The organism is Planktothricoides sp. SR001, assembly GCF_001276715.1.
GTDB classification, from domain to species: Bacteria; Cyanobacteriota; Cyanobacteriia; order Cyanobacteriales; family Laspinemataceae; genus Planktothricoides; species Planktothricoides raciborskii.
Genome location: NZ_LIUQ01000072.1, coordinates 1 through 25,792, shown reverse-complemented (window position 1 = coordinate 25,792; position 25,792 = coordinate 1). Strand labels below are relative to the sequence as shown.

25 protein-coding genes are annotated in these 25,792 nt (G+C 46.2%); 15 read left to right on the top strand and 10 right to left on the bottom strand.

What is annotated here, in order from left to right; translation table 11 throughout:
* The 3 genes from AM228_RS34580 to AM228_RS26080 form a co-directional block, all read left to right on the top strand.
* A partial coding sequence (locus AM228_RS34580; RefSeq protein WP_197285420.1) for a hypothetical protein occupies positions 1–223 on the top strand: 223 nt, incomplete at its 5' end.
* Positions 187–2,472, top strand: a complete 2,286-nt coding sequence (locus AM228_RS26085; RefSeq protein WP_156332068.1) for a hypothetical protein — start codon at positions 187–189, stop codon at positions 2,470–2,472. The genes AM228_RS34580 and AM228_RS26085, both read left to right, overlap by 37 nt.
* 187 nt (positions 2,473–2,659) lie before the next feature.
* Positions 2,660–2,854, top strand: coding sequence for a hypothetical protein (locus tag AM228_RS26080; protein ID WP_054469839.1), 195 nt, complete (start codon positions 2,660–2,662; stop codon positions 2,852–2,854).
* A gap of 88 nt (positions 2,855–2,942) precedes the next feature.
* On the opposite strand, the gene AM228_RS26075 is transcribed toward AM228_RS26080, so the two are convergent.
* The gene (locus AM228_RS26075; protein WP_054469838.1) at positions 2,943–3,137 is read right to left on the bottom strand and encodes a DUF2283 domain-containing protein; all 195 of its coding nucleotides are present in this window, start codon (positions 3,135–3,137) and stop codon (positions 2,943–2,945) included.
* The gene (locus AM228_RS26070) at positions 3,118–3,333 is read right to left on the bottom strand and encodes a hypothetical protein (RefSeq protein ID WP_054469837.1); all 216 of its coding nucleotides are present in this window, start codon (positions 3,331–3,333) and stop codon (positions 3,118–3,120) included. Before AM228_RS26070 ends, AM228_RS26075 begins: the two co-directional genes overlap by 20 nt.
* A 326-nt stretch (positions 3,334–3,659) precedes the next feature.
* On the opposite strand from AM228_RS26070, the gene AM228_RS33600 reads away from it, so the two are divergent.
* The 3 genes from AM228_RS33600 (at position 3,660) to AM228_RS26060 (ending at position 5,812) form a co-directional block, all read left to right on the top strand.
* Entirely contained in the window at positions 3,660–3,836 is a 177-nt protein-coding gene (locus AM228_RS33600) for a hypothetical protein (RefSeq protein WP_156332067.1), read from the top strand.
* A gap of 44 nt (positions 3,837–3,880) precedes the next feature.
* On the top strand, positions 3,881–4,702 hold the full coding sequence (locus AM228_RS26065; protein ID WP_054469836.1) for a sulfotransferase: 822 nt from the start codon (positions 3,881–3,883) through the stop codon (positions 4,700–4,702).
* A 354-nt stretch (positions 4,703–5,056) separates the two neighbouring features.
* Entirely contained in the window at positions 5,057–5,812 is a 756-nt protein-coding gene (locus tag AM228_RS26060; RefSeq protein ID WP_054469835.1) for a GNAT family N-acetyltransferase, read from the top strand.
* On the opposite strand, the gene AM228_RS26055 is transcribed toward AM228_RS26060, so the two are convergent.
* Together AM228_RS26055 and AM228_RS26050 are read right to left on the bottom strand one after the other, a co-directional pair.
* The gene (locus tag AM228_RS26055; RefSeq protein WP_156332066.1) at positions 5,809–5,988 is read right to left on the bottom strand and encodes a hypothetical protein; all 180 of its coding nucleotides are present in this window, start codon (positions 5,986–5,988) and stop codon (positions 5,809–5,811) included. The two genes, AM228_RS26060 and AM228_RS26055, sit on opposite strands and share 4 nt — an antisense overlap.
* A gap of 45 nt (positions 5,989–6,033) precedes the next feature.
* Positions 6,034–7,317, bottom strand: coding sequence for a succinate--CoA ligase subunit beta (locus tag AM228_RS26050; protein ID WP_054469833.1), 1,284 nt, complete (start codon positions 7,315–7,317; stop codon positions 6,034–6,036).
* A 325-nt stretch (positions 7,318–7,642) separates the two neighbouring features.
* On the opposite strand from AM228_RS26050, the gene AM228_RS26045 reads away from it, so the two are divergent.
* Positions 7,643–9,712, top strand: a complete 2,070-nt coding sequence (locus AM228_RS26045) for a hypothetical protein (protein WP_054469832.1) — start codon at positions 7,643–7,645, stop codon at positions 9,710–9,712.
* Positions 9,713–9,996: 284 nt separating this feature from the next.
* On the opposite strand, the gene AM228_RS26040 is transcribed toward AM228_RS26045, so the two are convergent.
* From AM228_RS26040 to AM228_RS26030, 3 genes are all read right to left on the bottom strand, one after another.
* Positions 9,997–10,977, bottom strand: coding sequence for an ABC transporter permease (locus AM228_RS26040; protein ID WP_054469831.1), 981 nt, complete (start codon positions 10,975–10,977; stop codon positions 9,997–9,999).
* 95 nt (positions 10,978–11,072) lie between these two features.
* A complete protein-coding gene (locus AM228_RS26035; protein WP_054469830.1) occupies positions 11,073–11,354 on the bottom strand; it encodes a hypothetical protein in 282 nt (93 codons plus the stop codon).
* Between the two features lie 59 nt (positions 11,355–11,413).
* On the bottom strand, positions 11,414–12,136 hold the full coding sequence (locus AM228_RS26030; RefSeq protein WP_054469829.1) for a phosphoribosyltransferase: 723 nt from the start codon (positions 12,134–12,136) through the stop codon (positions 11,414–11,416).
* Positions 12,137–12,403: 267 nt separating this feature from the next.
* On the opposite strand from AM228_RS26030, the gene AM228_RS26025 reads away from it, so the two are divergent.
* From AM228_RS26025 to AM228_RS26005, 4 genes are all read left to right on the top strand, one after another.
* Complete coding sequence (locus AM228_RS26025; RefSeq protein ID WP_054469828.1) at positions 12,404–13,177, top strand: Uma2 family endonuclease; 774 nt, start codon at positions 12,404–12,406, stop codon at positions 13,175–13,177.
* 97 nt (positions 13,178–13,274) lie between these two features.
* Positions 13,275–14,579: a homoserine dehydrogenase gene (locus AM228_RS26020; RefSeq protein ID WP_054469827.1), complete on the top strand. Its 1,305-nt coding sequence runs from the start codon at positions 13,275–13,277 to the stop codon at positions 14,577–14,579.
* Positions 14,580–14,843: 264 nt separating this feature from the next.
* Entirely contained in the window at positions 14,844–15,416 is a 573-nt protein-coding gene (lepB, locus tag AM228_RS26010; RefSeq protein WP_054469825.1) for a signal peptidase I, read from the top strand.
* 145 nt (positions 15,417–15,561) lie between these two features.
* Positions 15,562–15,885 (top strand): DUF1825 family protein, encoded by a 324-nt coding sequence (locus tag AM228_RS26005; protein ID WP_054469824.1) that lies wholly within the window; start codon positions 15,562–15,564, stop codon positions 15,883–15,885.
* A gap of 134 nt (positions 15,886–16,019) precedes the next feature.
* Here AM228_RS26005 and AM228_RS26000 read toward each other — a convergent pair whose 3' ends face one another.
* Positions 16,020–17,945, bottom strand: coding sequence for a transglycosylase domain-containing protein (locus AM228_RS26000; protein WP_054469823.1), 1,926 nt, complete (start codon positions 17,943–17,945; stop codon positions 16,020–16,022).
* Between the two features lie 402 nt (positions 17,946–18,347).
* Between AM228_RS26000 and tyrS the strand changes: the two genes are divergently transcribed.
* The 3 genes from tyrS (at position 18,348) to AM228_RS25985 (ending at position 21,286) form a co-directional block, all read left to right on the top strand.
* Positions 18,348–19,565, top strand: a complete 1,218-nt coding sequence (gene tyrS, locus AM228_RS25995) for a tyrosine--tRNA ligase (RefSeq protein WP_054469822.1) — start codon at positions 18,348–18,350, stop codon at positions 19,563–19,565.
* A gap of 63 nt (positions 19,566–19,628) precedes the next feature.
* Positions 19,629–20,330: an orotidine-5'-phosphate decarboxylase gene (pyrF, locus tag AM228_RS25990; RefSeq protein WP_054469821.1), complete on the top strand. Its 702-nt coding sequence runs from the start codon at positions 19,629–19,631 to the stop codon at positions 20,328–20,330.
* 2 nt (positions 20,331–20,332) lie between these two features.
* Entirely contained in the window at positions 20,333–21,286 is a 954-nt protein-coding gene (locus AM228_RS25985) for a hypothetical protein (RefSeq protein WP_054469820.1), read from the top strand.
* A 59-nt stretch (positions 21,287–21,345) separates the two neighbouring features.
* On the opposite strand, the gene AM228_RS25980 is transcribed toward AM228_RS25985, so the two are convergent.
* A complete protein-coding gene (locus AM228_RS25980; protein WP_054469819.1) occupies positions 21,346–21,600 on the bottom strand; it encodes a hypothetical protein in 255 nt (84 codons plus the stop codon).
* A 441-nt stretch (positions 21,601–22,041) separates the two neighbouring features.
* Positions 22,042–23,919, bottom strand: a complete 1,878-nt coding sequence (locus AM228_RS25975; RefSeq protein ID WP_054469818.1) for an ABC transporter ATP-binding protein — start codon at positions 23,917–23,919, stop codon at positions 22,042–22,044.
* 510 nt (positions 23,920–24,429) lie between these two features.
* On the opposite strand from AM228_RS25975, the gene AM228_RS25970 reads away from it, so the two are divergent.
* Complete coding sequence (locus tag AM228_RS25970) at positions 24,430–25,674, top strand: calcium-binding protein (protein WP_054469817.1); 1,245 nt, start codon at positions 24,430–24,432, stop codon at positions 25,672–25,674.
* The last annotated feature ends 118 nt before the right edge of the window (positions 25,675–25,792 follow it).

Sequence of the window (25,792 nt, the reverse complement as noted above, 5' to 3'; positions counted from 1 at the left end):
GGCGGCGGCAACGGCGGCGGCGGCGGCGGCAAAGTCTCCAACGGCGGCAACGGCGGCTTCGGCGGCTTCGGCGGCGGCGGCGGCGGCGGCAACTACGGCACCGGCAAAGGGGACAACGGCTTCGGCGGCCTCGGCGGCTTCGGCAGCGGCGACAGCTTACGCTTGTTGCGTGGCGGCGGTGCAGGGATGGGAGGTGCAATCTTTATCCGCAGTGGCAGCCTAAACATTAACAATGGTTCTAGCTTGACTAATAACCTTGCAGCCGGTGGAAATGGCGGTGATGACAAAAAGACCACTGATGATGGAAAAGGGTTTGGCGGAGCCATATTTGCCCTGACCCAAGCCACAATTGATGCTCACAGAGCATTAAAAGCCAGCGAGCAAGGTTTACCCGCATCCGATGAACTCCCCATCATCAATATTAGTAGCGATGCCGCCTTCTCAGGGAACTCGGCCTCCCATGCAGTCACCAAGACCCAAGAGGTGACAGGGACTGACTTGAATACCGATGCTATCTTTGCTCGTACCACTGAGATTACAACACCAACCCCTAACACTCCTCAAACCCCCGCTCAAATCACCCAGACCGTGCAAGCTAAGGCTCAAGATGGCCCAATTGCTGGCGGGACGGTGTTCTTAGATGTGAATGGGAATAGTATTCAAGACAGTGGCGAACCGACTAGCACCACTGATGGGGCAGGGAACTTTACCCTAGAGATTGCTGGGGACTTCGACACTAATGGCAACGGTATTTTAGACCCAGAAGAAGGTCAATATGTAATTGTCGGCGGAACCGATGCGATTACCGGACAAGCTTTTACCGGCATCCTCAAAGCTGTTCCCGGTTCCACCGTGGTTACGCCTCTAACGACTCTAGTGGCTACCTTAGTCGATACAGGACTGACCCCAGAAGAAGCTCAAACCCTGGTGAAAACCTCTCTGGGACTGCCCAGCAACATCGACTTAGCCACCTTTGACCCCATTGCTGCGGCTAAAGCCGGTTCCAGCGAAGGGTTGCAGGTGTTAGCCGCCCAAGTCGCGGTGCAAACCACCCTAACTCAGCTTAGTGCATCGGCTGAAGCCATTAACTCCAGACTAGATGGGTTTGAGAATGCCCTGATTGCCGGTTTAGCTGCCGCGATCCAAGATGGGCCGTTAAATCTCAGCGATGCCAATCAAATTGAAACCCTGTTAAAGAGTGCCCTGAACCAGGCAGATTTAACCCTGCTAGATGCAGCCGATGTCGCCAAGATTCAAGAAGTCAGTAGTAATGTGGGTCAGCTTTCCCAAGTGATGGCCGCCAGCAATCAACAAATTCTCACCGCCACCAGTGCCGAGCAAGTGTTCCAAGCGCAAAAAGTCGCCCAAACCAGCGTCACCGAAGATTTAGTCGCCGCCTTCAGTGGCACAAAATCCTTTGACGAAGTGGTGGCCGAAAATACCGGAGAAGCTTTAACGGCGCAAGTTGATGCTGCTACCATTAACACTTCCGTCCTCACGGAAAACCAGAGTTTCTCCTCCTTATTCTTCAACTCGGAATACTACCTAACCAAAAACCCCGATGTAGCGGCGGCAGTAGAAAACGGTTCTTTTGCCACTGCCTTAGAGCATTTCGGCTTATACGGCGCTAAAGAAGGCCGGACTCCGAGTTACTTCTTCGGCGAAACCTATTTATTCGACAACCCCGACGTAGCCGCAGCGGTTTCCGACGGTGCCTTGGACAGTGCGGTGGAACACTTCCTCAAATACGGATATAAAGAAGGTCGCTTCCCCAGCGACAAGTTGGCGGACTTCGAGACCTTCTATTTGTCCCAAAACCTCGATGCTGCCGCAGGGGTGGCTAATGGCACTTATGCTAACGCCTTGGAATATCTAATGACCGAGGGATTGTCCCAAGGAGAAACTCTACTATCCGAATTCGAGGTAGTTGCCGAAACCTTTGACCCAGAAGACTATCTGGCCAAAAATCCCGATGTGGCTGAGGCTGTCACTAACGGTCTATTCCAAAATGCCTTAGAACATTTTGTCCGTTATGGAATGTCCGAGGGTCGCGACCCAGGCGAGGAATTTAGCAATGGCGACTATCTAACCGAAAATGCTGATGTGGCCGCAGCGGTCGAGGGTGGTGCGTTCGATAGTGGCTACGAGCACTATATGATGTACGGCTTCAAAGAAGGTCGCCCAGGGACTGTTGAGTATGACCGACTCACGGGTGAACCGGGAATAGTGGATACTTTCACTCTCAGTCTTGAGAACGAGAAAGACTATACGATGATTTCTAATTTTGATGCCGCTGAAGATATCATTCAGTTGCCCGGTTCTGCGGCTGACTATCAGCTTGCTGCGTCTCCTACGGGACTGCCTGCGGGAACCGCGATTTATCGGCTAGATGGGGAATTAAGTAACCTGATTGGATTGGTTCGGGATGTTTCGTCTCTGAGTTTAGGAGAGGGTTATTTTAGTTTCGTCTAGTTTTGATCCCCCCAACCCCCCTTAAAAAGGGGGGCGAGAAGAGAATCCCCCCAACCCCCCTTAAAAAGGGGGGCGAGAAGAGAATCCCCCCAACCCCCCTTAAAAAGGGGGGCTCAGAAACCCGGTTTCTAAGAATGGTAGGGTGTGTTAGGCTCGCCAATAATTTGGAGAAAAAAGATTAACTCTCATGCGAGCCGTAACGCACCATTTTTATGTAGCTGATTGGCAGCGGAGGGTGGCAGCGGATGGTGGCAGCGGAGGGTGGCAGCGGATGGTGGCAGCGGATGGTGGCAGCGGATGGGTTAATTGGCAGCGGATGGTGGCAGCGGATGGGTTGACTGATGGGTTAATTGGCAGCGGATGGTGGCAGCGGATGGGTTGACTGATGGGTGAATAAATTGGCAGCGGATGGGTTAAATGATGACGGGAACAGAAACCGGGTTTCTCGCATCGCCTTTCAAGGGTTTGGGTTAAGAAGCTAACAGTTCTTGAATTGCTTTGTCCGACATTGACCGCCGAAAATCTAAAATTTCTATTAAAACCAGCTTATTATTTTCAGAATAATGTAGGATAGTATCTCCTTCTTCTTCTGCATAGGCGATCGCCTCATCAGACAGTGAAATCAATAAAACATCTACATCTTGACTATACTGAATCTTGTTCATATCGAGTTTTCCTTCCCGGATAAAGAGTAATGACGATGATAAATGAGCTAAAGTCTCTGTAAACCACCCGAAGCACTAAATTCTCGTTGAGTTTTTTCTGTGCAATCCGTTTATTGCCTTCCTTAGTTTCGAGGCGTTCGGGAAATTGGATGGTTTCCCGAACAAATTCTGAGTCGATCAAAATTGGGCGAAGCATTCAGACATAAAACATAATGGTTTTATCTGATAAATTGTCGTCTGAATGCTTTGCCCCTACACGATTTTTAAAATGTTTAGCTTGATTTCGGAATGCTGGCTAAATCGAATCTCTTTCATTGACATGATTATACATTCATGGGATTGAGAACATCTACTAACTCTATTAACTCTACATGAAGTTGATTTTACATTGACTCGTATTTTATGGGCAACGGATGAGATAACAAAGAAAGCAACGGATAAAATAGCGCCCGTTCTGTACGGCTTTAGCGTTGCAATCTCAATACTCAAGGGCAATACACTTGGCAGGGGATTAGCGTGAGGATGTTGGCAGCGGATGGGTTAACTGATGGGTTAATTAATTTGGCAGCGGATAAAATAGCGATCGCCTCTCACACTAACCCAAGACCGTTCGATTTCGCGGCGCGGATGCGCCATCGCCCGGAAACGCTCTTTGCGCTGACTACGAAGAAACTCAAAGAAACCGGGTTTCTGTGTTAACTTTGGGCTGTGTAACAAAGATTTAATTAAGAAACCCGGTTTCTATGCTCGATCGCCATTTTCTGTATCTGACTGGACTGCCTTGTTCTGGCTTAGGATTTTTAAGTCAGCTTTTGGCACAACATCCCGATATTTATAGCGATAATTTGCGATCGCCTCTATGCGATCTTCTGGTCAACTTCCGTTCGTTTATCACCACCAACCCCCAGGTAGCAAGCCATCTTCAGCAAGACTTGAACCCCACAATGGAGCGATCGCGCTTAGGAATGCAAGGATTTATTAATGGGTGGTATGGGCAAATTGCTCAACCTTGGATTATTGATATTCATCCCCAGTGGTTACAACATTTAGAGTTAATTCACTTGCTTGACCCCAACTGCCGCATGGTGGTATGTGTCCGAGAACTGGGACAAATTTGTGCGGCGATCGAAAATCAACATCAAAAAACCCTGTTGTTAGATTTTCCCGAACAATTGGCTAACCTGTCCAGGGCAGAACGGGCACAAAAATTGTTTGCTCCCCAAGGGGCGATCGGTTCATTGCTCAAATCTTTAGAACAACTGCAAGATTTGGAAGACAGCTTACAAAAACGAATATTTTATGTAGTGTATGAGCATTTAGTTAGCGAACCAGAGGAAGTGCTAACAGAATTGCTAAAATGGATCGAATTGTCGCCAATTTCACCAGATTTAACCCAAGTTAGTGGGTCAGTTCCGAATTATGCCGAATCTGCCGGTAAATATGTGGAAGAACCTTACAATTCTCAAAAACCTTTAGTTTATTATACTCTCCCCAAGCGGTTTGAAATTACGATTCAACAAAATTTTCCCTGGTATTATCAACTTTTTTATCCCGGTCGATTGTGAGTAGTAAACGTCTTTTATCGGGTCGTACCGCACCGATAAAAGATTAGATAGAGTAAAATATTTATTCCTCTATGTCCCCCCGGTAAAATAAATATTTATTTCTCTATCTCCCCCCTTTCAAAGGGGGGCGGGGGGGATAAAAGGAACCGGAAATCCCCTCTAACCCCCCTTTGAAAGGGGGGAACCGGAAATCCCCCCCTAAACCTCAAATTGACTGCCCGTTAAGGGCAAAGCATTCGGGAAAAAATTAACTGTTAAAACCTTAAAAAAACTGACCGAATGCTTTGCCCCTACTGCCCCTACTGCCCCTACTGCCCCTACTGCCCCTACAAACTAAATTTGGCAAATACTGTTATGACGAATAATCGATTGATTCTACACCAAGGTCGCTCTCTTACCTTAGTCCGAACCTGCCCGGATGATGCGCCGTTGCTGTTTGAAAAAATGTATTCACAGTATGAATTTATGCGGCTGTTTCGTTTGAACGATCGCGCAGAAACAGTGGAACAAGTCCGGCAAAAATTAACTCAGCGATCGCGATCGAATCCCGCTGAAACTGGTTATCTGGAATGCTTAATCATCCATAAAATACATGGGGCGATCGGGATTATCGCTGCCACCGATTATAGCCCATTACATCAAAAAGCTGAATTGTTAGTTGGGATTTTTGACAAAAAATATCGTTCGATTTCATTAGGGGTTGAAGCGTGCTTATTAATGGGTGATTTAATTTTTAATGCGTATCATTTGCATCGATTTTATGCCTATAGCTACGGTTATAATCATCCAGCCCATGCAGCTTTGACAGCCGGGGGATTTGAACTTGAGGGGATTATGAAAGAACATCTATACGATCCAGTCAGCCAACAATATGTGGATATGCACATTTATGGGATGAATGAAACTCAAATGCGGCAAAATCCTCGAATTGCTAGTTTATCTAAACGATTAGTCGGGCGAGATATTACTCAACCTTTGACGGCACCTCTTCCTCCTCCTGATGAGTCAAAAATCCCTAATTTATCCTATGTTCAACAACCGCCATTGTTTGTGAAATCAGGAGCGATCGGTCGGATATCTGGTCCATTGACGGGTTCATCCACGAGTTAAACGTCGCCTTCGGGGACTAGAGAAAAAATATGGAGCGGCGATCGCTCGTTCGTAGTCAGGGCAGCATGAGGCTGCGATCGCTCCCTTCCAGAAATAAGAAACCGGGTTTCTGCGACAATTGTGGCAACAAAAGCGAAGAGCGTAGAGAGAAACCCGGTTTTTCTCCTGATGAGCATTCCAATCCGCATCTTGACCCCCATCCCAGCCTAACCCCAGCCAACTTATTGCACAATGGCCACAGTTTTTTTAATCGCTTCATCTAAATTGTCCATCAAGGGAACCTTAATGGCCGATAAAGTCTTTTTGGCTTCAGCAAAGCGATTTCCCACCAAACGAACAATCAGTTTAGGTTTCCCGGTTAAAAAGTCTAGAGAATTGTCCGTATCGGCGTCTGCCTCAGCCGATGCCTTGGGACTACTTTCTTGAGTGAGTGCCAGGACTTCTGGCTCCGCCTGGACGAAGGGGGCGATCGCACTGCGAGGAATCCCTTGCACATAAGCACTAATCACCTCAGCGGCCAACTCACAATCAATCGCCGAACCGATTAAATTCACCAAGATCACCTTCACACTGGGGTCTTTGCCAATCAGATTTAACCCTTGTTCCAAGCGTTCACAGAGGCGTGAAGCGAAGCTATCCCGAAGGGAATCGCGATTAAAATCCATCCTGGCATCTCCGCCCAAATTGACAAAATTGGCCAACTTGCCTCCATAAAGGTGGATAAGATCCAAAGTGGCCATCGTCAACCCCACACCATTACAGAGGATGCCAATATTCCCATCCAGGGTGACAAAATTCAAATCCGGCGAAGTATCTAAAGACAATTCACCATTCACCCGGCAACTAATTTTCTGAGACAACTTGGCTAAATCCTCATGGCGGCAAATCGCCTCATCATTAGCACTGACCTTGCCATCCAAAGCCATCACCTCCCCACTGCGGCTAATTCCCAACGGGTTAATTTCCACCAGATCCAAATCCTTGGCCACAAAGAGACGATACATCTTCTCCACAATGGCACTGACGGACTTCACCAGAATTCCCGACAAGCCCATTTTCAGCACCAAGCGGCGAGCGTAAAATGGGGAAAACTCGTCTGCCACGACCACCTGCTGCATTTTCTCCATCGCCGACTCGGTACTGGTTCCCCCTTGCTGAGAACCCAACAACACCGGCCTACGGACAGTTTGATCCAGCACCACCGCCAGATACAATTCTTTATCCGTATCATATTTAGCCTCAGCCAACAGCACTTCGGGATACTCACCCATAATCGGTAAATTAAAGATAGTTTGTGCAGCGGCCACCGCATCAATGGTATTTTCCACAAAATTAATCCCACCCGCCTTGCCACGTCCAGTCGCTCGGACTTGGGACTTGAGCACCACCGGGTAAGGAATTTTTAATCCTTTAAGGTCTTTGGGATGGTCAATTCTTTGGGAGGGCAAGACCGGAATGCCCATTTCTCTAAATAATTCCTTCGCTTGGTACTCCAACAGATCCATAACAAATTCCTCTAGAAACTATTCCGCTCCTGACAATTGGCAGCAGCATACCGTTTAAAATCAATCTCAATATGTAGTGTCTCTTACTTGTGACCCAAAGGCCAATGGTAATGGCCTGTTCATCTCGGTGGAAGTATAAGCTCTGCCGTAAGCTCCGATCGGAGTCGCTAACATTTGATATGGGATTTCGTTGCGCGATCGCGTCAACGTCACCCGTCTTTGCATCCAGGAAGAAAAAACCGGGACGCGGATGCATAATGGGAAAACAACCGTCAACCGTCCACAAACCTGTCAAAAATAATTTTATCAGTACATCTGAAGCCTTATGAATACAACACCCAAGCGGTCCTTACGCTCCCTAGAAAAGCAGTTGCAGCAATGCCTAGATGCTCAATTGTACGCCACTTGGCGCCAGTTGACGCCACTTGGCGCCACTTGCTCTACTTGGGGAGACCCCAAGACCGCAGTGGCTTCTTCACTTGGGGAGACCCCAAGACCGCAGTGGCTTCTCTACTTGGAGAGACCCCAAGATCGCACTGGCTTCTCTACTTGGGAAGACCCCAAGACCGCAGTGGCTTTAGAAAATTGTCCGATTCAAGTACGGTGTGCCATTAAGAACGCCGATTTATTGGTGTTAGCCCAACATAAAGCCGAGTTCAGACCTGACCTGCAACAAACCTTTAAAGCCATTCATCAAGCCATTTTAAGCTTGTCTCCAGAACTAGCGGGAGAACTGCGTCTTTATTTGCGAGTCTTGGGTCAAGTCCAGCCCTATGCCTATCATGCCTTTAAACTGCCCCAACCTTTGGGATCCGTGAAAACGGAGGCCAATGATGTCAACCCGTTGACCGCTTTTGCGTGGCTGGAAAAACTGATCGAAGATCATGAAAATCCTAGGGAGGCCATAGAAACCTCCCCCTCGGAGGCATCTGAGTCTTCGGATCTGGTACTGAGCAACGAGAATCGTTTGGCTTTAAGCTCAGAGGCGGAAGCCACAGAAAAGGGTGAATTGCGAAATCTCCAAGAACTTGAAGAGTTTCCTTCTGGTTTGTTTAATGAGTTGAACTTGTCAAAAGATGTTGATAGGCAGACCATAAAATTCAAAGAACTACCCTCATGGTGGGGACAGGTTTCGGCCTACTTGTTTTTGTCTATAGCCTTATGTTCCGTGGGTCTGTACGCTTTTACTCGTCCTTGTGTGCTGGGGAAATGTACAACCCTTGCTCAAGCCCAACAAGAGATTGACTCCGCCCAGAAAATTTTGGCCTCTGCCAAATATGCCCAAAATTTTGCCCAGGTGCAAAAGAAATTCAATTTAGCCACTGAGCAACTGGAACAAATTCCCGTCTGGTCTGGCAAATATTTGGCAGCAAGGCGAATGGTGAATAATTATGAAATCGAAGCGACTCAAATTGACCAAGTAATGAACGCCTTGGAAATTGGCGCTGCGGCGTGGAAAAAAGCCCAAAATGCGCCGTTGCCTTTAGAGCGTTGGCGAGAGATTGAAGCTTCCTGGTCAAAGGCGATCACCCTACTGGAAAAAATTCCCCCCCAGTCAGAAGTTTATTCTTTTGCCCAAAACAAATTATCTGAGTATGAAGCCAATTTGCAGGCGATCGCCGCACGAGTCCAGCAAGAAGAATATGCGGCTAAAACCCTGCAAGAAATCCGGGAAAAAGCCGACCTAGCCTACACTCGGCAAGGAGTCGCCAGTGGTTTAGAAAGTTGGCAAGGAATTTATGACTTATGGGAAGAAATTGTCAACTTAATCCCCAAAATTCCCCCTTCTACAACGGCTTATGTTCAGTTACAAGATTCAGTAGCGGAATATCGTAAACAACTGACCAAGGCTCGCGAACAGGAAGTTCAAGAACAAATCTCTCAAGAGACTTACGATATGGCGATCGCAACTGCGGAACAAGCCCAGCAACTAAGCGAACAAAAACAATGGTCTAATGCTCTCAATAGCTGGACTGATGCACTCACATTAGCGCGTCAAATTCCTGACAACACTTTCTACTCTGCCAAAGCACAATCCTTAGCCACCAGTTACACCAATGCTCGCAACGAAGCGGCAGTTAATCTCAAAAAAGCCACAATTTTACAAAAAACTCAAAACGATCTGAAAAAACTCTGCAACGGCAATCCCCTAGTCTGCGAATACACCGTTACCGAAGATGTGATTAATGTTTGGCTGACTCCTGCCTACATTCGTCATGTCAAACGAACTGCTTTACTTGCTGACCAAAAAGGCGATAATAAAGCTTTAGTTGGTATCGACAAACATTTGGATACTTTAAAAGTTGCCTTACAAACTATTAGTGATAACGCCAAAATTCCCCTAGTCCTTTATGACTCCTACGGTGGATTAATTGGGCGTCATCCGAAAAATTAGTTATCCGTAGGGTGGGCAAACTAATCCCAAAGATAATTTATGGCGAATCACGATGGAAGCCCAACCGACATTATGATCCGTAGGGTGGGCAAACTAATCCCAAAGATAATTTATGGCGAATCACGATGGAATTTGCCCACCCTACATTATGCTTATGCGTAGAGTGGGCAAACGAATCCCAAAAATAATTTATGGCGAATCATCATGGAATTTGCCCACCCTACACTACTTATGGATTCCCGCATTCGCGGGAATGACATATGACTTGATAAGCCCACCCGACATTAATCTTGTTCAAAAACTTTACCCAAAGCAGCCGGGGGTTGACTCCGAATTACTGGTAAAATCGCTCTGGCGATGGGATGGGGCAATTTTTCCAGTAACTTTTCTAACCAATTACTCTGAGTAATAACTAACAACAAAATCATTAAAACAAAAGGGGCAACATTAAAAATTTGCGTGGGAATTTCGGGAATTGAACTTTGGGCAACACTGGCCAAAGATTGCAAAATTCCAAATAAATAACAGCCCAAAGCTACTCGCAAAGGATTCCAGCCCCCAAAAATCACAATTGCTAAGACAATCCAGCCATATCCTGCGGTATGTCGGTGACTCCAACCGGCTTTAAAATCCAAAGAAAAAGCCGCCCCAGCTATGCCCATTAATGCCCCACCTAACAAGGTATAAATATAGCGCATTAAAATCACATTCGTCCCCCTAGCAAACGCTGCCGCTGGTTGTTCACCCAGGGATCTGAGCATCAGTCCGGGACGGGTGCGATAAAAATATATCCAGGTGAAAAAAATTAAAAAATAGCTGACATAAACCAGTAAATCTCCCTGAAAAAATATCTCCCCTAAAAAGGGAATATGTTGTAATACAGGCAGTTTAAAACTGGGAACCGTTGGCCCAGGAACTCGGACAAATTCGTTGCCCAAAAACGAGGATAAATCACTACATAATAACGCTAAAACAAAGCCAATGGCAATTTGGGATTGTTTTAGCGTTAACGCCCCAAAAGCAACAATGAAAGCGATCGCAGCCCCGACACAACCGGCGCCCAAAAAACCTAATAATAAACTATTGGTGGTTTTGGCGATCGCAAATCCTGTCATCGCCCCCATTAAAATCGTGCCTTCTGCTGACAGGTTAATCACCCCAGCCCGTTCAGTAATCGTTTCCCCAAGACAACCAAAAACCAGCGGGGTTGAAGTGGCGATCGCGGTGGCCAAAATAGCAATAATTTGAGTTCCTTCCACTGTCATCAATTGTAAAAATTTAACAATTTAATTATCCCCATAAGATTATGACCAAAACAGACTCATCGAACCGAAAAAAATAAATTATCTGCGGTAATAATTCAGAACATAGACGATAAAAAAATCAAACTAATCCAGAAAAAAATTATAGACAAACATAGCACCGCCGTGGCTTGAGTTAAACGGCCAGGAATGGGCGGAGAAATCGCCGTTCTCACCCAAATTGATGTGGCATTTCCTAAAACAAAACTGGCACAAAGCACCAAGTATGGCCACTGGTTCAGGTTCAGTAACCAAAAAATAGCCATTATAATCGCCAGAAAAATCATCACCCACTCAATAAATCGAGGCGGATCAAATTCAAAACATCGGATTAAATTCATCGGCCTAATATTTACTCAACGATTGCCAGAATACATTCATTAATGTCTATCCTTAATGTCTAAAATTGCCGCTGATTATATTTTTCCAAATAGGCTTGAGCTTCGCTTAAGTCTACTTGAGGAAAGTCAACATAAAATCGACTGACACTGATAAAAGGATCGGGAGTTGCTAGGACGATCGCGCGATCGCACCACTCCTCTAATGAGGACATTAATTGTAAGGGGGCTACGGGTACAGCAATCCAAACCTGGGCTGGTTTTTGCGCTTGCATCGCTTTAGCGGCCACTGCCATAGTCATCCCAGTAGCAATCCCATCATCAACCAAAATAGCAATTTTTCCCTCCGGGCTAACGTGCGGGCGAAATTTGCTCAACTGGGCTAACTGGGCTTCAGCTTTAGCTTGGGCGTGATGGACATCTTTCTCCCGAATTCGGCCATTATAAATCGATGAACCCATCTCCTGATGACCCCAAACAATCTCACCATCAGGAGTCAACGCCCCAATTGCCAACTCTGGATTAAACACCGTAGTAATTTTTTTCGCCACCACAATATCTAACGGACACTGGAGTTGTTCAGCGATCGGCACAGCCACGGGCAACCCCCCTCTCGGCAAAGCATAGACAATTGGTTTAGCTTGGGCGATCGCGGGATCGCCCCTACACTCGCTTCTCAGTTGGGTCAATTCTGCAACAATGGCAGCCGCCAGTTGCTTTCCCGCCTCGGCCCGTGAAGCGAAGCTATCCCGAAAAGAATCGCGGAAAATTGGTATCGACGACATCGCATCCTCCTACTGCCAGAAAAACAATAAAGCTTTTCTTATATTTTGGCTGATTTTTCCAGAATTGGCACCAATTCCCCTCTGGTTATTACGTTTATTTACATTTACCCTAAAACCACCATATCTGTAGGGTGGGCAAAACCCCACCATTCATCCTGAAACTTACAATTATTTATTAAAAAACCACCAAATTAATTTAATAAATATGTTTTATTTTGCCAAAAAACAACTTATGTTATAATTAAACAAAGCAAGGAAAACAAAACTATGGTTCAAGCTGTCACCAAAACACAAAGAGAGATATTAGACCTATTCACTTATGAAGAATATCTAGCTTATCAATCCGAACCGGGGATTATTTATGAATTATTTCGGGGACATCTAAAAAAAATGCCAACACCAACGGGTTTACACACTCGAATTTGCAATTTCTTAATCGCTCAGTTGCGCCGATATTTTGCCACCCATAATTTAGAATTAATTGCCACTGAATTTGTGGGTGTTAGAACCGAAAAAGACACCTCCAGAGTCCCAGATTTAGTGGTCTGCACCCAACAACTTTGGGAACAAGTCTGCAACCGCAAGGGTGCTGGAGCCTTAGACTTTGAAGAACAACCCTTATTAGTCGTCGAAATAACCAGCGAAAATTGGCGGGAAGACTATCTGCTGAAACGGGCTGAATATGCATTACGAGAAATTGCCGAATATTGGATCGTTGACCCCAAAAAGCAACGGATTCGAGTCTGTCACCATCCAGAAAATGAGGATGGCTATGAACACAGCGAATTTTTAGCCGGACAAGACCTAATCTCTCCCCAGTTTCCAGAATTAATTCTGCCCGTGGAGCAGATTTTTGCCCCACCTACCGTAGAATCAATCATTCTGGAAGAACAGCAACAGCGACAAGACCTAGAGCAACAGCTTCAAACCGAACGCCTTCGGGCTGAAACCGAACGCCTTCGGGCCGAAACCGAACGCCTTCGGGCCGATCGCCTTGCACAACGGTTGCGAGAACTGGGCATGGATCCCGATGCGCTCTAGAAAGCGATCGCCCGCCGGAAATTTTTTGCTACTCCATTGCTCCCGAACAAGTGAGACAATATTCAAAGCACGCATTTAGTCGATACGGATTAGAATTGTGGCTTATAAGCTCGGTTTATTAGGATTGGGAACCGTTGGCACCGGAACAGCGCAAATCATTCTGGACTCTTTGGGACGCCATCCCTTATTACAAGAGCTAGAAATTCATCGCGTGGGAGTCCGCAACCTGGATAAACCCCGTCAGGTGACATTTTCCGCTGACCAACTCACCACGGACTTAGAATCAATCGTCACTGACCCAGACATTGATATTGTAGTCGAGTTGCTTGGCGGTCTAGAACCCGCGCGATCGCTCATTCTCACTGCCATTAGTCACGGTAAACATATCGTCACTGCCAACAAAGCAGTAATTTCCCGCTATGGCAATGAAATTTTCGACGCTGCCAACGCCAAAGGGGTCTATGTCATGCTCGAAGCAGCGGTCGGTGGCGGCATCCCCGTCATCCAGCCCTTAAAAGAATCCCTAGGGGTGAACCGCATTCAATCGGTCATGGGGATTATCAATGGCACCACCAACTACATTCTCACCCGAATGCAAACAGAGGGCGCAGATTTTGCCGATGTCCTCGCCGACGCACAACGCTTAGGTTATGCCGAAGCTGACCCCACCGCTGACGTGGATGGATTGGATGCAGCGGATAAAATTGCGATTTTGGCATCCCTCGCCTTTGCCGGTCGGATTAAACTGGAGGATGTCCATTGTGAAGGCATTCGGCAAATCAGTGCCGCAGATATTGCTTATGCCGAAAAGCTGGGCTTTACGATCAAATTACTCGCGATCGCCAAACGGCAATCCAGCACAGAGAATCATGCCGTCGATCGCCTATCGATCCGAGTCCATCCGACCCTCGTCCCCAAAACCCACCCCCTCGCCAGTATCAATGGGGTGTATAACGCGATTTTGGTAGAAGGAGAACCCCTGGGTCAGGTAATGTTTTACGGCCCCGGCGCAGGTTCAGGCCCTACCGCCAGCGCTGTGGTTTCTGATATTTTGACCATTGCCGCCATCTTGAAAACAGAAACCGAACCAATTCCCCACCCATTGCTCAGTTGTACCCATCAGCACTACTGTGCGATCGCGCCAATGGAGGAATTGGTTACACGCTTCTACACTCGTTTTCTCACCAATGACACCCCTGGAGTCATTGGGCATCTGGGGACAAGCTTTGGCAATCATGGAGTCAGCCTAGAGTCTATTGTCCAAATTGGGATGCGCGACAACCAAGCCGAAATTGTCGTCGTCACCCACGATGTCTCAGAAGGTAATTTCCTCAATGCTTTAGCCGAAATTCGCCAACTCGATGCGGTAATGAGCATTCCCAGTGTCTTACGAGTCTTGTAAAGCGCAGTAGGGCACGGGCTTGCCCTCGGATGAGGGACCCGCCGTCGGCAGAGGAGCGGGGGAGCAGAGGAGCAGAGGAGCAAAGGGGGAAGAGGGGGAAGAGGGGGAAGAGGGGGAAGAGAGGGAAGAGAGGAAATTTCCCTCCCACACTCCGATGGCGGCTTCCCACACTCCACACTCCCCACTCCCCTGCACCCCCACACCCCACACTCCCGCTAAATTTAATCTAAATAGCTGAATCAAATTAGTCTCAAGGAGGAATTGATGACATCAGAAAAACAAGAATTAGCCACAAATCAAGCAGCAGATAAATGGTGGCCAAGATTGCGAGAAAATATCGTAATTTTAGCGATCGCTTTAGGATTAGCTTTCTTAATTCGTCTTTTCGTCGCCGAACCGAGATATATTCCCTCGGATTCCATGGCTCCGACCCTACAACTGGGCGATCGCCTAGTCGTCGAAAAAATATCCTATCGATTTCGACCCCCAACCCTAGGGGACATCATTGTCTTTGACCCACCCGAAACATTGCAATATCAGGGATATGGAAAAAACCAAGCATTCATCAAACGAATCATTGGCACCACCGGTCAAGTCATTACCGTAGACAACAGTCAAGTTTATGTAGATAACCAACCATTAACGGAAGAATACATCGCCGAACCGCCCAACTACCAATGGGGACCGCACTCAGTACCCTCAGAGCAATTATTCGTCATGGGAGATAACCGCAATCATAGTAACGACTCCCATATTTGGGGCTTTTTGCCAATTGAGAATATTATTGGTCGGGCTACTTTTCGTTTTTGGCCACCTAATCGGATCGGTTTTCTGTAAATAGATTTCCAAATTACCGCATTCAACCCCAGATCCCTGGTAAAAATTGAGTCAACCCCCCCTCAAACTAGGTAAAATATGAATCAGCGAAGTGGCATATCCACTTCGTCAAGGAAATTAATTTAACAGAAAATGGGTGTTAACGATGAGTTTTTTTGAATCTGAAATCGTGCAGCAAGAAGCCAAACAGTTGTTTGAAGATTACCAAACCCTAACTAGATTAGGCAGTAACTACGGCAAATTTGACAGAGAAGGGAAGAAACTGTTCATTGACCAAATGGAAGCCATGATGGAGCGTTATCGGATTTTTATGAAACGCTTTGAACTCTCAGAAGATTTTATGGCTCAAGTCACAATGGAACAGCTTAAAACTCAACTCAGTCAAGCGGGAATGACCCCGCAACAAATGTTTGATCAAATGCATTTAACCTTAGAAAGGATGAAAGCCGAAGTTGAACGGCAAAAATAAATTGGTTAGTGGTTATTAGTTATTCTTGGTTTGCTGACGAATAACCAATAACCAATAACCAATAACCAATAACCACTAACCACTAACCACTAACCACTAACCAACAACCAATAACCAATAACCAATAACCAAGTTTATTTCGGTGGTTCAAAAACCCAAGGATTTGTGAAACTTTCTGCCGGGACTCCCTGAAGCGCTTGCTGCATAAAATCACGCCAAATCGGTGCCACAAATCCACCACCTGTGGTTCCCCGAGGCATAGGAGTATAGTCATCATTGCCCACCCAAACAGCGACAGTCAACTGGGGCACATAGCCCACAAACCAAACATCCCGTTCAGAGGAAGTCGTGCCCGTCTTTCCCGCCGCTGGACGCCCAATCTGGGCTTGGGTGGCCGTCCCTTGACTAATCACCCCTTGCAGCACATCATTAATCGAAGCCGCTGACCAAGGATCCAAAACCAGTCGCCGTTTAGGAGTATTGTCCAGTAAAATTTTACCGTTGCTATCCGTGACCTGAACAATAGACGTGGGTTCTGAATACCAGCCATTAGAAGCAAACGTGGCATAAGCGCCCGCCATTTCCAGCGGCGTCACATCCACCGCACCCAGTGGCAAAGAAATCACTGGGGTAATCGGACTCTTAAACCCGATAACACGACAGACTTCAACCACTTTATTGAGTCCCACCTCTTGTCCGATTTTCACTGCCGGGATATTCAGCGAGACTTCCAAAGCTTTGCGAATTGACACCGCCCCTGAGAAAGAACCGCCATAGTTCTGTGGGCTGTAATAACCATCCCCATCTCGGTAACTGACTGGACTGTCATACACAACAGAACTTGGCGCATATTTACCACTAGCAAAAGCGGTGTAATACACAAAAGGCTTAAAAGCTGATCCGGGCTGACGTTGGGCTTGAATCGCTCGATTGTACTGACTTTTTTCAAAATCAGCGCCCCCCACCATTGCTTTCACAAAGTGAGTCCGAGGATCGACTGCCACCAAAGCAATTTGACCATTATCTCGGTCGTAAAATACTCCTTGGTTGTAAAACTGTTCGTGCCAACCGCGAATCGTTCTTTCTGCCATCCGTTGGAAGTTCATATCAATGGTGGTTTGCACTCGCATTCCACCTTTGAGGACAGCCTCACGACCAAATCGCTGATTTAACTCTTGAACTACCGCTTCGGTGACATAAGGCAGTTTACTGCCCCCAAAGGAGGTAATACGTCCCAGCAGCAAGGGTTGCTGACGAGCCGATTCCGCCTCTTCAGCAGTAATCCATTTCAGTGTCACCATGCGATCGAGAACCGTAGCCTGTCTTTGTTTGGCCAGCTTATAGTTGGTAAATGGGCTATACTCTTCAGGGGCTTGGATAATTCCCGCCATCATTGCCGCTTCCGCTAAGTTTAAGTCCGCAGCCGACTTATTAAAATAGCTTCTCGCGGCGGTTTCCACTCCATACAAGTTGTGACCCCAATAGACCTGATTGAGATAAAGTTCCATAATCTGGTCTTTGGTGAAAATTTGCTCTAAACGAATCGAGAGAACCGCTTCAGCAGCTTTTCGACTTAAAGCCCGTTTCGGAGACAAGAACAAATTTTTCACCAACTGCATAGTTAGGGTCGAACCCCCTTCCACCGTGTCATTGGCTTCTAAGTTGGCAGCTAAGGCTCGCATCACCCCACCAGGGTTGATGCCGTGGTGCTGGTAGAAGTGGCTATCTTCGATCGCCATCACAGCCCGTTTCAGGTTAGGAGAGATTTTGTTCAGTGGCACCACTTCCCGGTTCGCCTCGTCGTGGAGACTGGTGAGTAATCTGCCTTTGATGTCATATATATGAGTGGTTTCTGCCGGAACGTAGCTGCGTAAAACTCTTACATCCGGCAGGTTTCGGAAGCTGATCGCCAAACCGACCAGTCCCCCAGCCACCACAGAAGATGCCAACATGGTTACACCCAACAGGGTGCCCGCAGTCACCTTGCTGATGTCTTGTAAGAAGTTAAAGACGGGTGCTGAGTCTCTCGGTGGATTTTGTGGAATTGTGTTTGTTGACACGGCGATTTCACTTCCTCACTAAAATAATCTTTCTTTACCTCTGTTGAACCAGAGTTGCTTGGTGGATAAATTTGGGGGTTGTGGACAGTAAGCTAATTAAAAGGCGATTACCCCCGTCGATCAAGAAATAGCCTTGAGGTTCGATTAAAGGGTCTAATCCACGGCTGTAAACTTGATTAACTATAGTTTGACCATCAGATCCGGAGAGCCTGACTGATGGCATTTGATCTGATCGAGTGTCATCGATAGATTTTACCGGGTTGAGCAGATAACATAAAAATAGTGCTTGGTTTTATATTAAGTTTTATCACTAATTTTTGCATTTTTTTGCATTATAGTAGTTTGGCGGTGCAGGATGCGACCTCACCCATCGTTATTTATCACACTTGGCACATAGCAACCATGTCTTCCGATCCATCCCAACTATCTTGGTTATATCGTGGCACCGAGGAAATTTTTCCCCATCGCCCTGATTCTGATGACAAAAATGAGAATTTACTGGCACGCTTGGCTAAATCGGAGCGTCCTTTGCGGGTTAAGTTGGGGATTGACCCTACTGGGGCAGATCTACATCTCGGTCATAGTATTCCCGTGCGTAAGTTACGAGCGTTTCAGGATGCGGGTCATACAGCAGTTTTGATTATTGGCGATTTTACCGCGCAAATTGGCGATCCGACTGGTAAATCAGAAGTCCGCCGTCAGTTGACTGCTGCCGAGGTGAAACAAAATGCTCAGACCTATTTAGATCAAGTTCGTTCTATTTTAGATTTTGATACTCCCGGACGGATAGAAATTCGCTACAACTCGGAATGGTTGTCTAAGCTAGACTTGGCAAAAATCCAAGAGTTATTATCCACGATGACTGTGGGTCAGATGTTAGCCAAAGAAGGTTTTGCCCTGCGCTACGAGCAAGGGACGCCGATTTATTTGCATGAGTTTCTCTATCCGTTGATGCAAGGTTATGATTCTGTGGCGGTACAGTCCGATGTGGAGTTGGGGGGAACTGACCAAAAGTTTAATATTGCTGTGGGTCGAGATTTACAACGCTATTTTGGTCAAACCCCTCAGTTTGGGATGCTGATGCCGATTTTAATCGGGACTGATGGGACTCAGAAGATGTCCAAGTCTTTGAATAATTATGTGGGAATGTCGGAAGACCCCTTGACTATGTATTCCAAACTGGAAAAGACCCCTGATGCTTTGGTGCGGCAGTATTTTGAATTGTTGACTAATTTGCCTTTGGATCGGTTGCCCGAAAATCCGCGAGAGTGTCAAAAGTTGCTGGCCATTGATGTGGTGTCTCAGTACCATAGCCCCGAAGCTGCCCAAGAAGCCCAAAAGTCGGCGCAAACTTTGGTGCAAGGGGATGCGAAGCAAGCGGATGCGGTGCCAGAGTTTTCTTTAAGCGGGGTGAATTTTCCTGCGCCTCTTTACTATTTGATTAGTGCGACGGGGTTATGTAAGACTTCTTCGGATGCCCGAAGACAGGTGCAAGGGGGGGCGGTGCGTTTGGATGGCGATCGCATTGATGATGTGAATATGTCCTACGAGTCTCCCACGGAACTAGACGGTAAAGTCTTGCAAGTTGGCAAGAAAAAATTTATTCGACTGGTCAAATAATTGTCAAATTATATTGTCATTCCCGCGAAGGCGGAAACAAAAACTAATCACCACTAACCCAAAATGCTCACTGCCGATCGCATTATTGTTCCTTTAGATGTACCCACCTTCGCTGCGGCGATCGCCCTGGTGGAAACCTTGCCCGATGTCAGTTTTTGGAAAGTTGGGCTAGAACTCTTTGTCAGCAGTGGCCCGGAGATTCTGGCGGAACTGAAACAACGACAAAAACGCATTTTTCTCGATTTAAAGTTTCACGATATCCCAAATACGGTGGCGGGGGCTTGCCGTTCCGCCGCCCAGTATGACGTAGACTTACTTACCATTCATGCCACCGCTGGTCGCCGAGCCCTCCAAGATGCTCAAGCTGCTTTATCAGAGGCAACTGAACCACCAAAACTCATCGCCATTACTCTACTGACCAGCCTAAGCTCGCGGGATTTAGCTTTTGATCTAAAAGTGCCGGTGGAGTTACCACAATTTACTCTGGAAATGGCGCTGATGGCTAAAGAATGCGGGTTAGCCGGTGCAGTCTGTTCTCCCCATGAAGCGAAACAAATCAAACAACTGTGCGGTCAGGATTTTCTGTTGGTTTGCCCTGGGGTCAGACCGCACACCATCTCAGTTACGGGAGATCAAAAACGGACAATGACTCCCGCAGATGCCATTAAATCCGGTGCGGATTATTTGGTGATTGGCCGACCGATTACCGCTGCGGAGGATCCGGTGGCGGCGTTTGCCCGCATTTGTGAGGAACTTGGCACTTAGAAATGGAGAAAAAAGCGATTCCCTGCGGGATAGCTCCGCTTCACGCCTCTTTAAAAGTAGGGGCGAACGGCTGTTCGCCCCTACCCGCCCCCTTATCAGTTGGCTTACTGGTTGTTTGCCTGCTGTTGTTTGAGATGTTATTACCACCAGGAACGAAAGATCCCCGGCTTTTTCCACAAGCCGGGGATCTGTTTAACGGTTTATTCTCTTTAAGGGCGAATGCATCGATTCCTGGTGAAGCGATCGCGCATCCGCAACCAGGCGCGATATTGCATCCGCAACGCTACGCGAACGCTCTCAACCGTTCTACTTGCCCAGAAAACCTGCAAGCCTTGATTGCCCAAATGCTACCCGACTTGCCCGGATATGCCAATCGAGTCCTGCGCCGTTCGTCGATTTCGGATCAAGTAGGGGCGAATCGCTCTTCGCCCCTACTCAACATTTATGTCATCACTGCCGGGAACCCTGAGTTTGAGCCTTTACCCCTCGGTGCGGGTCGGTCTACCACTGGTCGTCCCAGTACCAGGCAGGAAAATTCCCCCCCCAGTAGGGGCGAAGAGCGAATCGCGGGCGAACAGCCGTTCGCCCCTACTTTGCCTTCTTTGAATTCTGAATCGAATTCTGAATCAGAACCCGATTCATCTTCCTCCGATCGACCCCGGACGCCAAACGATGATCCACAACAAGTTTTTATTACTACTTTAGAACGACAATATCGCGGGAATCAAGTTGTAGAAATCCCGCGATATCATTGGTTATTTTTAACTAAAACCACTGAGGGTTGGCGTCTTGCCTTGATATTTTCTCGGATGGGTTCAAATCGACCCAGTAGGGGCGAACGGCCTTTCGCCCCTACCCCACCAGAAGAAAGTTCTGATAGTTTCATGGCTGAGGCGATTCGTTTGTGGTTACGAGATTTATGGTTAAAAAGCTGTAGCGATCGCCATAATTCTTAATCAAATATTTCTTGCAAATTACAGCTAAATACAGCAGTAATTCTTATTTTTTATCTTCTTTAAATCGGTTGCAGTTGACCAGGCGATCTCGTCACTGCCTTAGACATATTTTGTACTGGACAGAATAAATCAATAATTAACTCTAACTCATGGGGATAATGGGGCTTCGGATCGTTGACCAACCAAATCGGTGGCACCATCATCGGATCGTATTCAGCCACAATATAGAGTCTATCTGGTTTATTTTTTAGTTTTACCGGAGTTCCTTGCGCGTATTGTAAAGCTTCTTGGTTTTCGAGGTCGTTAGTCATCATAGTGTCATCAATATTTATCAACTGGAGATTTGTTATGTGTCGAATGTAACATAATCAATCAGCATATGGTAAAAATTGATACATTTTTTAACTAAACGTTGAGCTATATGTCTGATTCTGGCGAATCTGGGTGCGTGAAATGTTCAAATGCTGTCTGTATGATTCAGATGGGATCCGCATTTGCGATCGCAAGGAAATAGCTCCTTTGTGACTGTGAGTAAGTAATAAAACTTATCGAAGACATCAAAAACTACTCATCAACTATTCATACATAACTATCTGCTTAAAGAATAAATCTGTAAATATACAGATAATACCAAATCCGCTAATCCAGAGCGCGTTTTAGGGGATAATCGTAGGGGTCGGTTTCAATCCCCTACCCGATAAAAAGCGGATTTGGTATGAGTCCATCGTTAAAATTCCCATTCAGAGAAAAAAACCCTAAGAATTGTTGCGTAAGAGTACGCGCTGGCTCTGTAATTGTTTAATCCGTTCCAGTGTGCCACTGGGAATCGAAGCAATTAGCTTTTGGGTATAATCTTGTTGCGGTTGTCGATAAATGGTTTCCGCAGGCCCCATTTCTTCGATTTTCCCTTGATTCATCACCATAATGCGATCGCTCATAAACTTAACCACACTCAAATCATGGGAAATAAAAATATAAGTTAAATGGAATTCTTCTTGTAATTCCTTGAGTAAATTTAAAACTTGGGCTTGCACCGAAACATCCAAAGCGGAAACCGACTCATCACAAATAATAAACTTCGGATTCAAAGCCAAAGACCGGGCAATACAAATCCGCTGTCTTTGACCTCCAGAAAACTCATGGGGATAACGATTCATCACATCCCCACTTAACCCCACTCGTTCCAACAAATAAGCTGCCCGTTCGCGATGTTGTGCGTTACTTTTGCCCGGTTGATGAATCTTCAAAGGTTCCATCACCAAATTGCCCACATTCATCCGGGGATTCAAAGAACTAAAAGGATTTTGAAACACAATTTGCATTTCCCGGCGAATTGGTCGCAGAGTTTGTTCCGGCAAATGGGTAATCTCTCGGTCTTCAAAAAAGACCTGTCCTCCTGTGGGTTGAATTAATCTTAACAAGGTTCTGGCTAACGTCGTTTTGCCACAGCCAGATTCGCCCACTAATCCCAAAGTTTCTCCGGGATAAACTTCAAAAGATACCCCATTCACTGCCATCATATACCGTTTAGTTTGGCCAAAAATTCCTCGGATGGGAAACGCTACTTGCAAGTTTTTCACCTGGAGAATTGGCGGTTTTGCTTGCAACTGTTTGAGTCTTTCGGCTAATGTTGCTTCAGTGACAGAAATCTGAGAACGATCTTGAATACTTTCCTCAATTTTCACCTCACCCGTATCACTGCTGACCACATTCATATAGTCTGCCACCGTGGGCAAATATTTCAAGCGAATTGTAGGTTGCGGACGACAAGCTAATAATCCTTTGGTATAAGGATGTTGCGGCTGGGAAAAAATGTCCCACACCGACCCAGACTCGACAATTTTGCCTTGATACATCACTGCCACGCTATCGGCAATTTCCGCAATCACCCCTAAGTCGTGGGTAATGAACATCATGGACATTCCACGGCGATCGCGCAACTCCCGCAGCAAATCCAAAATTCTTGCCTGTACCGTCACATCCAGGGCTGTGGTTGGTTCATCGGCAATCAACAAATTCGGATTACATGAAATTGCCATCGCAATCATCACCCGCTGAATTTGTCCCCCAGAAAGTTGGTGGGGATACCGTTTGAGAATTGCCAGTTTTTGCTGGTTAATTTCCTGGAGAATTTCTCGTTCCGTTTTATTCCCTTTCACCGTTGCCCGCAATTCCTCATCACTGGGAATTAGTTTCACCTCTTGTAAACTAGCTAAGGCTTGTCTGCGGGCTTGTCTTAAGGTGACTTGTTGATGCAGCATAATCGCTTCCGTCATCTGGAAACCGATGTTATAAACGGGGTTGAGAGAACTCATCGGTTCTTGGAAAATCATCCCCACATTCCCACCCCGATATTGCTGCTTTTCGGTTGGAGTCAGATTCATTAAATCGATGGGTTTGTCCTCGGTGTTCCCCTGAAACCAAATTTCTCCCCCGCTGATTTTTCCCGGACTGGGGACTAACCCCATCACCGCTAGAGATGTGACTGATTTCCCCGAACCCGACTCACCAACAATGCCAAGGGTTTGACCTCGTTTCACCTGAAATGATATGCCGTCAACAGCCTTCACGAGTTTTTCCTCGGTTTGAAATTGAACCATTAGGTTACGAACATCTAGAACTCTGTCATTCATGGAAAAGCTCTTGCAAATTTTAAGTTGACTTTAACAGTTTATCGAGTTTGACCTCTGTGAATATCTCTGTAAATCTACAGACTAGATCCTACAGACTTGTTTCCGGAGACAATCCGTAGGCAGTGAAGAATCTACTAAAATATCTATGTTCAACTAGATATCCGGGGATTATCAGGGCGTTCAGCTTGCTTTAGGGCGAGGGAATCGCTTTCTCATCAGTTCCGTAACAAATAAAGTAACAAAAAAGTAACAGACTTATTGTAACCAAGTTACTGTCCGCAAATTTCCTCAGATAGTTCCGGGGATCGATCCGTTACGATTGCGCCCAAGTGTTGTTGATTCCTAACTTGTTATTTTTTTACTCAATAGGTAAAATTAGCATTAACCCCAGGGAACAATTGCAATTGTATCAGAATCTTTGAAAGCAATTTTTGGCCGAAAAATCGCGGTTAATCTCCAAGAAACACTCCCAAACCTCATTCATAATTAGGACAACCCAAAGAAAAATTTATGAACTCAACTCAAGTGGATTTAATGTTTAACTCGTTGCCATTAGGGATAATAGAAAGTCCCATAGAAATGAATCAATTTACCGGATCGCTTTCTAGCTTGCCATCAAATATTCAGAACGATCCGATGATTCAACTCGGTTTTAGAGATTTAATTGGTAGAGTCGTTGGAGGAGTCGGTAATTTAATCGGTTCAATTAACTGGAATAATATCGTTGATGGGGCGGCGAATTTAATCACCTCCGTTGATTGGAATAATGTAGCCGGATTTGTAACTAATATAGTGGGAACAATTAGCCCGGGTTCAGTGGTGAGTGTAGTGGGGAATGTGGCAGACTCGGTTAGTGATATCGTCGGTTTTTTCTTGCCCCAAAATGAATTGATTAATTTAGTTAGTAACGTAGGCAGAGAAACCGTTAATTTCATTAATGGCAAAGATATTAATCTGGAAGTTTTAGGCCGTAATTTTGCTAATTTAGGTTTGGGTTTGTTGAATTTGCAATTTAACCGAAATAAGCTTTATTTCGATCTGATTAATCTGGCTGCATCCGGCGCTGCCGCCGCTTTATTTAATGATGCCGGTTTTGCCGGAGATATTGTTGATTTAAGTACGCGGCTAGATGCCAGACAATCCGGAGGATGGCGTTTTCTGGATGGTGATGATTTCGTCCAAGGTAGCCTTCTTGGTGATATTGTCAATGGCAATCAAGGCATGGATTATTTAGTGGGTTTGGCGGGGTCAGATTTTCTCCGAGGAGGCAAGGATGGCGATCGCCTCGATGGTGGTGATGATGATGATATTTTAAATGGCAATATGGGCAATGATGAAGTCCGAGGTGGTGCCGGAAATGACTTTTGTCGTGGTGGTCAAGGGGATGATTTAATTGATGGCGGCGCGGGGGATGATATCCTGATCGGCGATCGCGATTTTGATATTTTAATTGGGGGTTCGGGGGCTGATTTCTTTGTCCTACAAATGCAGAATGCCAGTGAAGATGCCGGTCGCGCCGATCGCATTGCGGATTTTAACCCCGCACAAGGCGATAGGATTAAAATAGTTGGCTGTAATAGCATTGAAGACCTCGGGCTGGGATCCGTCGATGTGAATTCTGACGGACAGGTGGACACCGCCATCCTTTGTTCTGGCCAAGTGTTGGGGGTCGTCATGGGAACAAATCCGACCGTCGTTAAAGATTATATTGACCTGATTAGTTCAGAAGAGCAAATTTTCAATATCGTCGGGTAGGCAAAGCCAGAAACCGGGTTTTTTGAAAAAACCCGGTTTCTAGAGTGGGTCAGTCCCGATCGAGATAAACTTAGATATTAGGCAAAATACTAGGCAAAATACTAGGGCGTGTCATCAA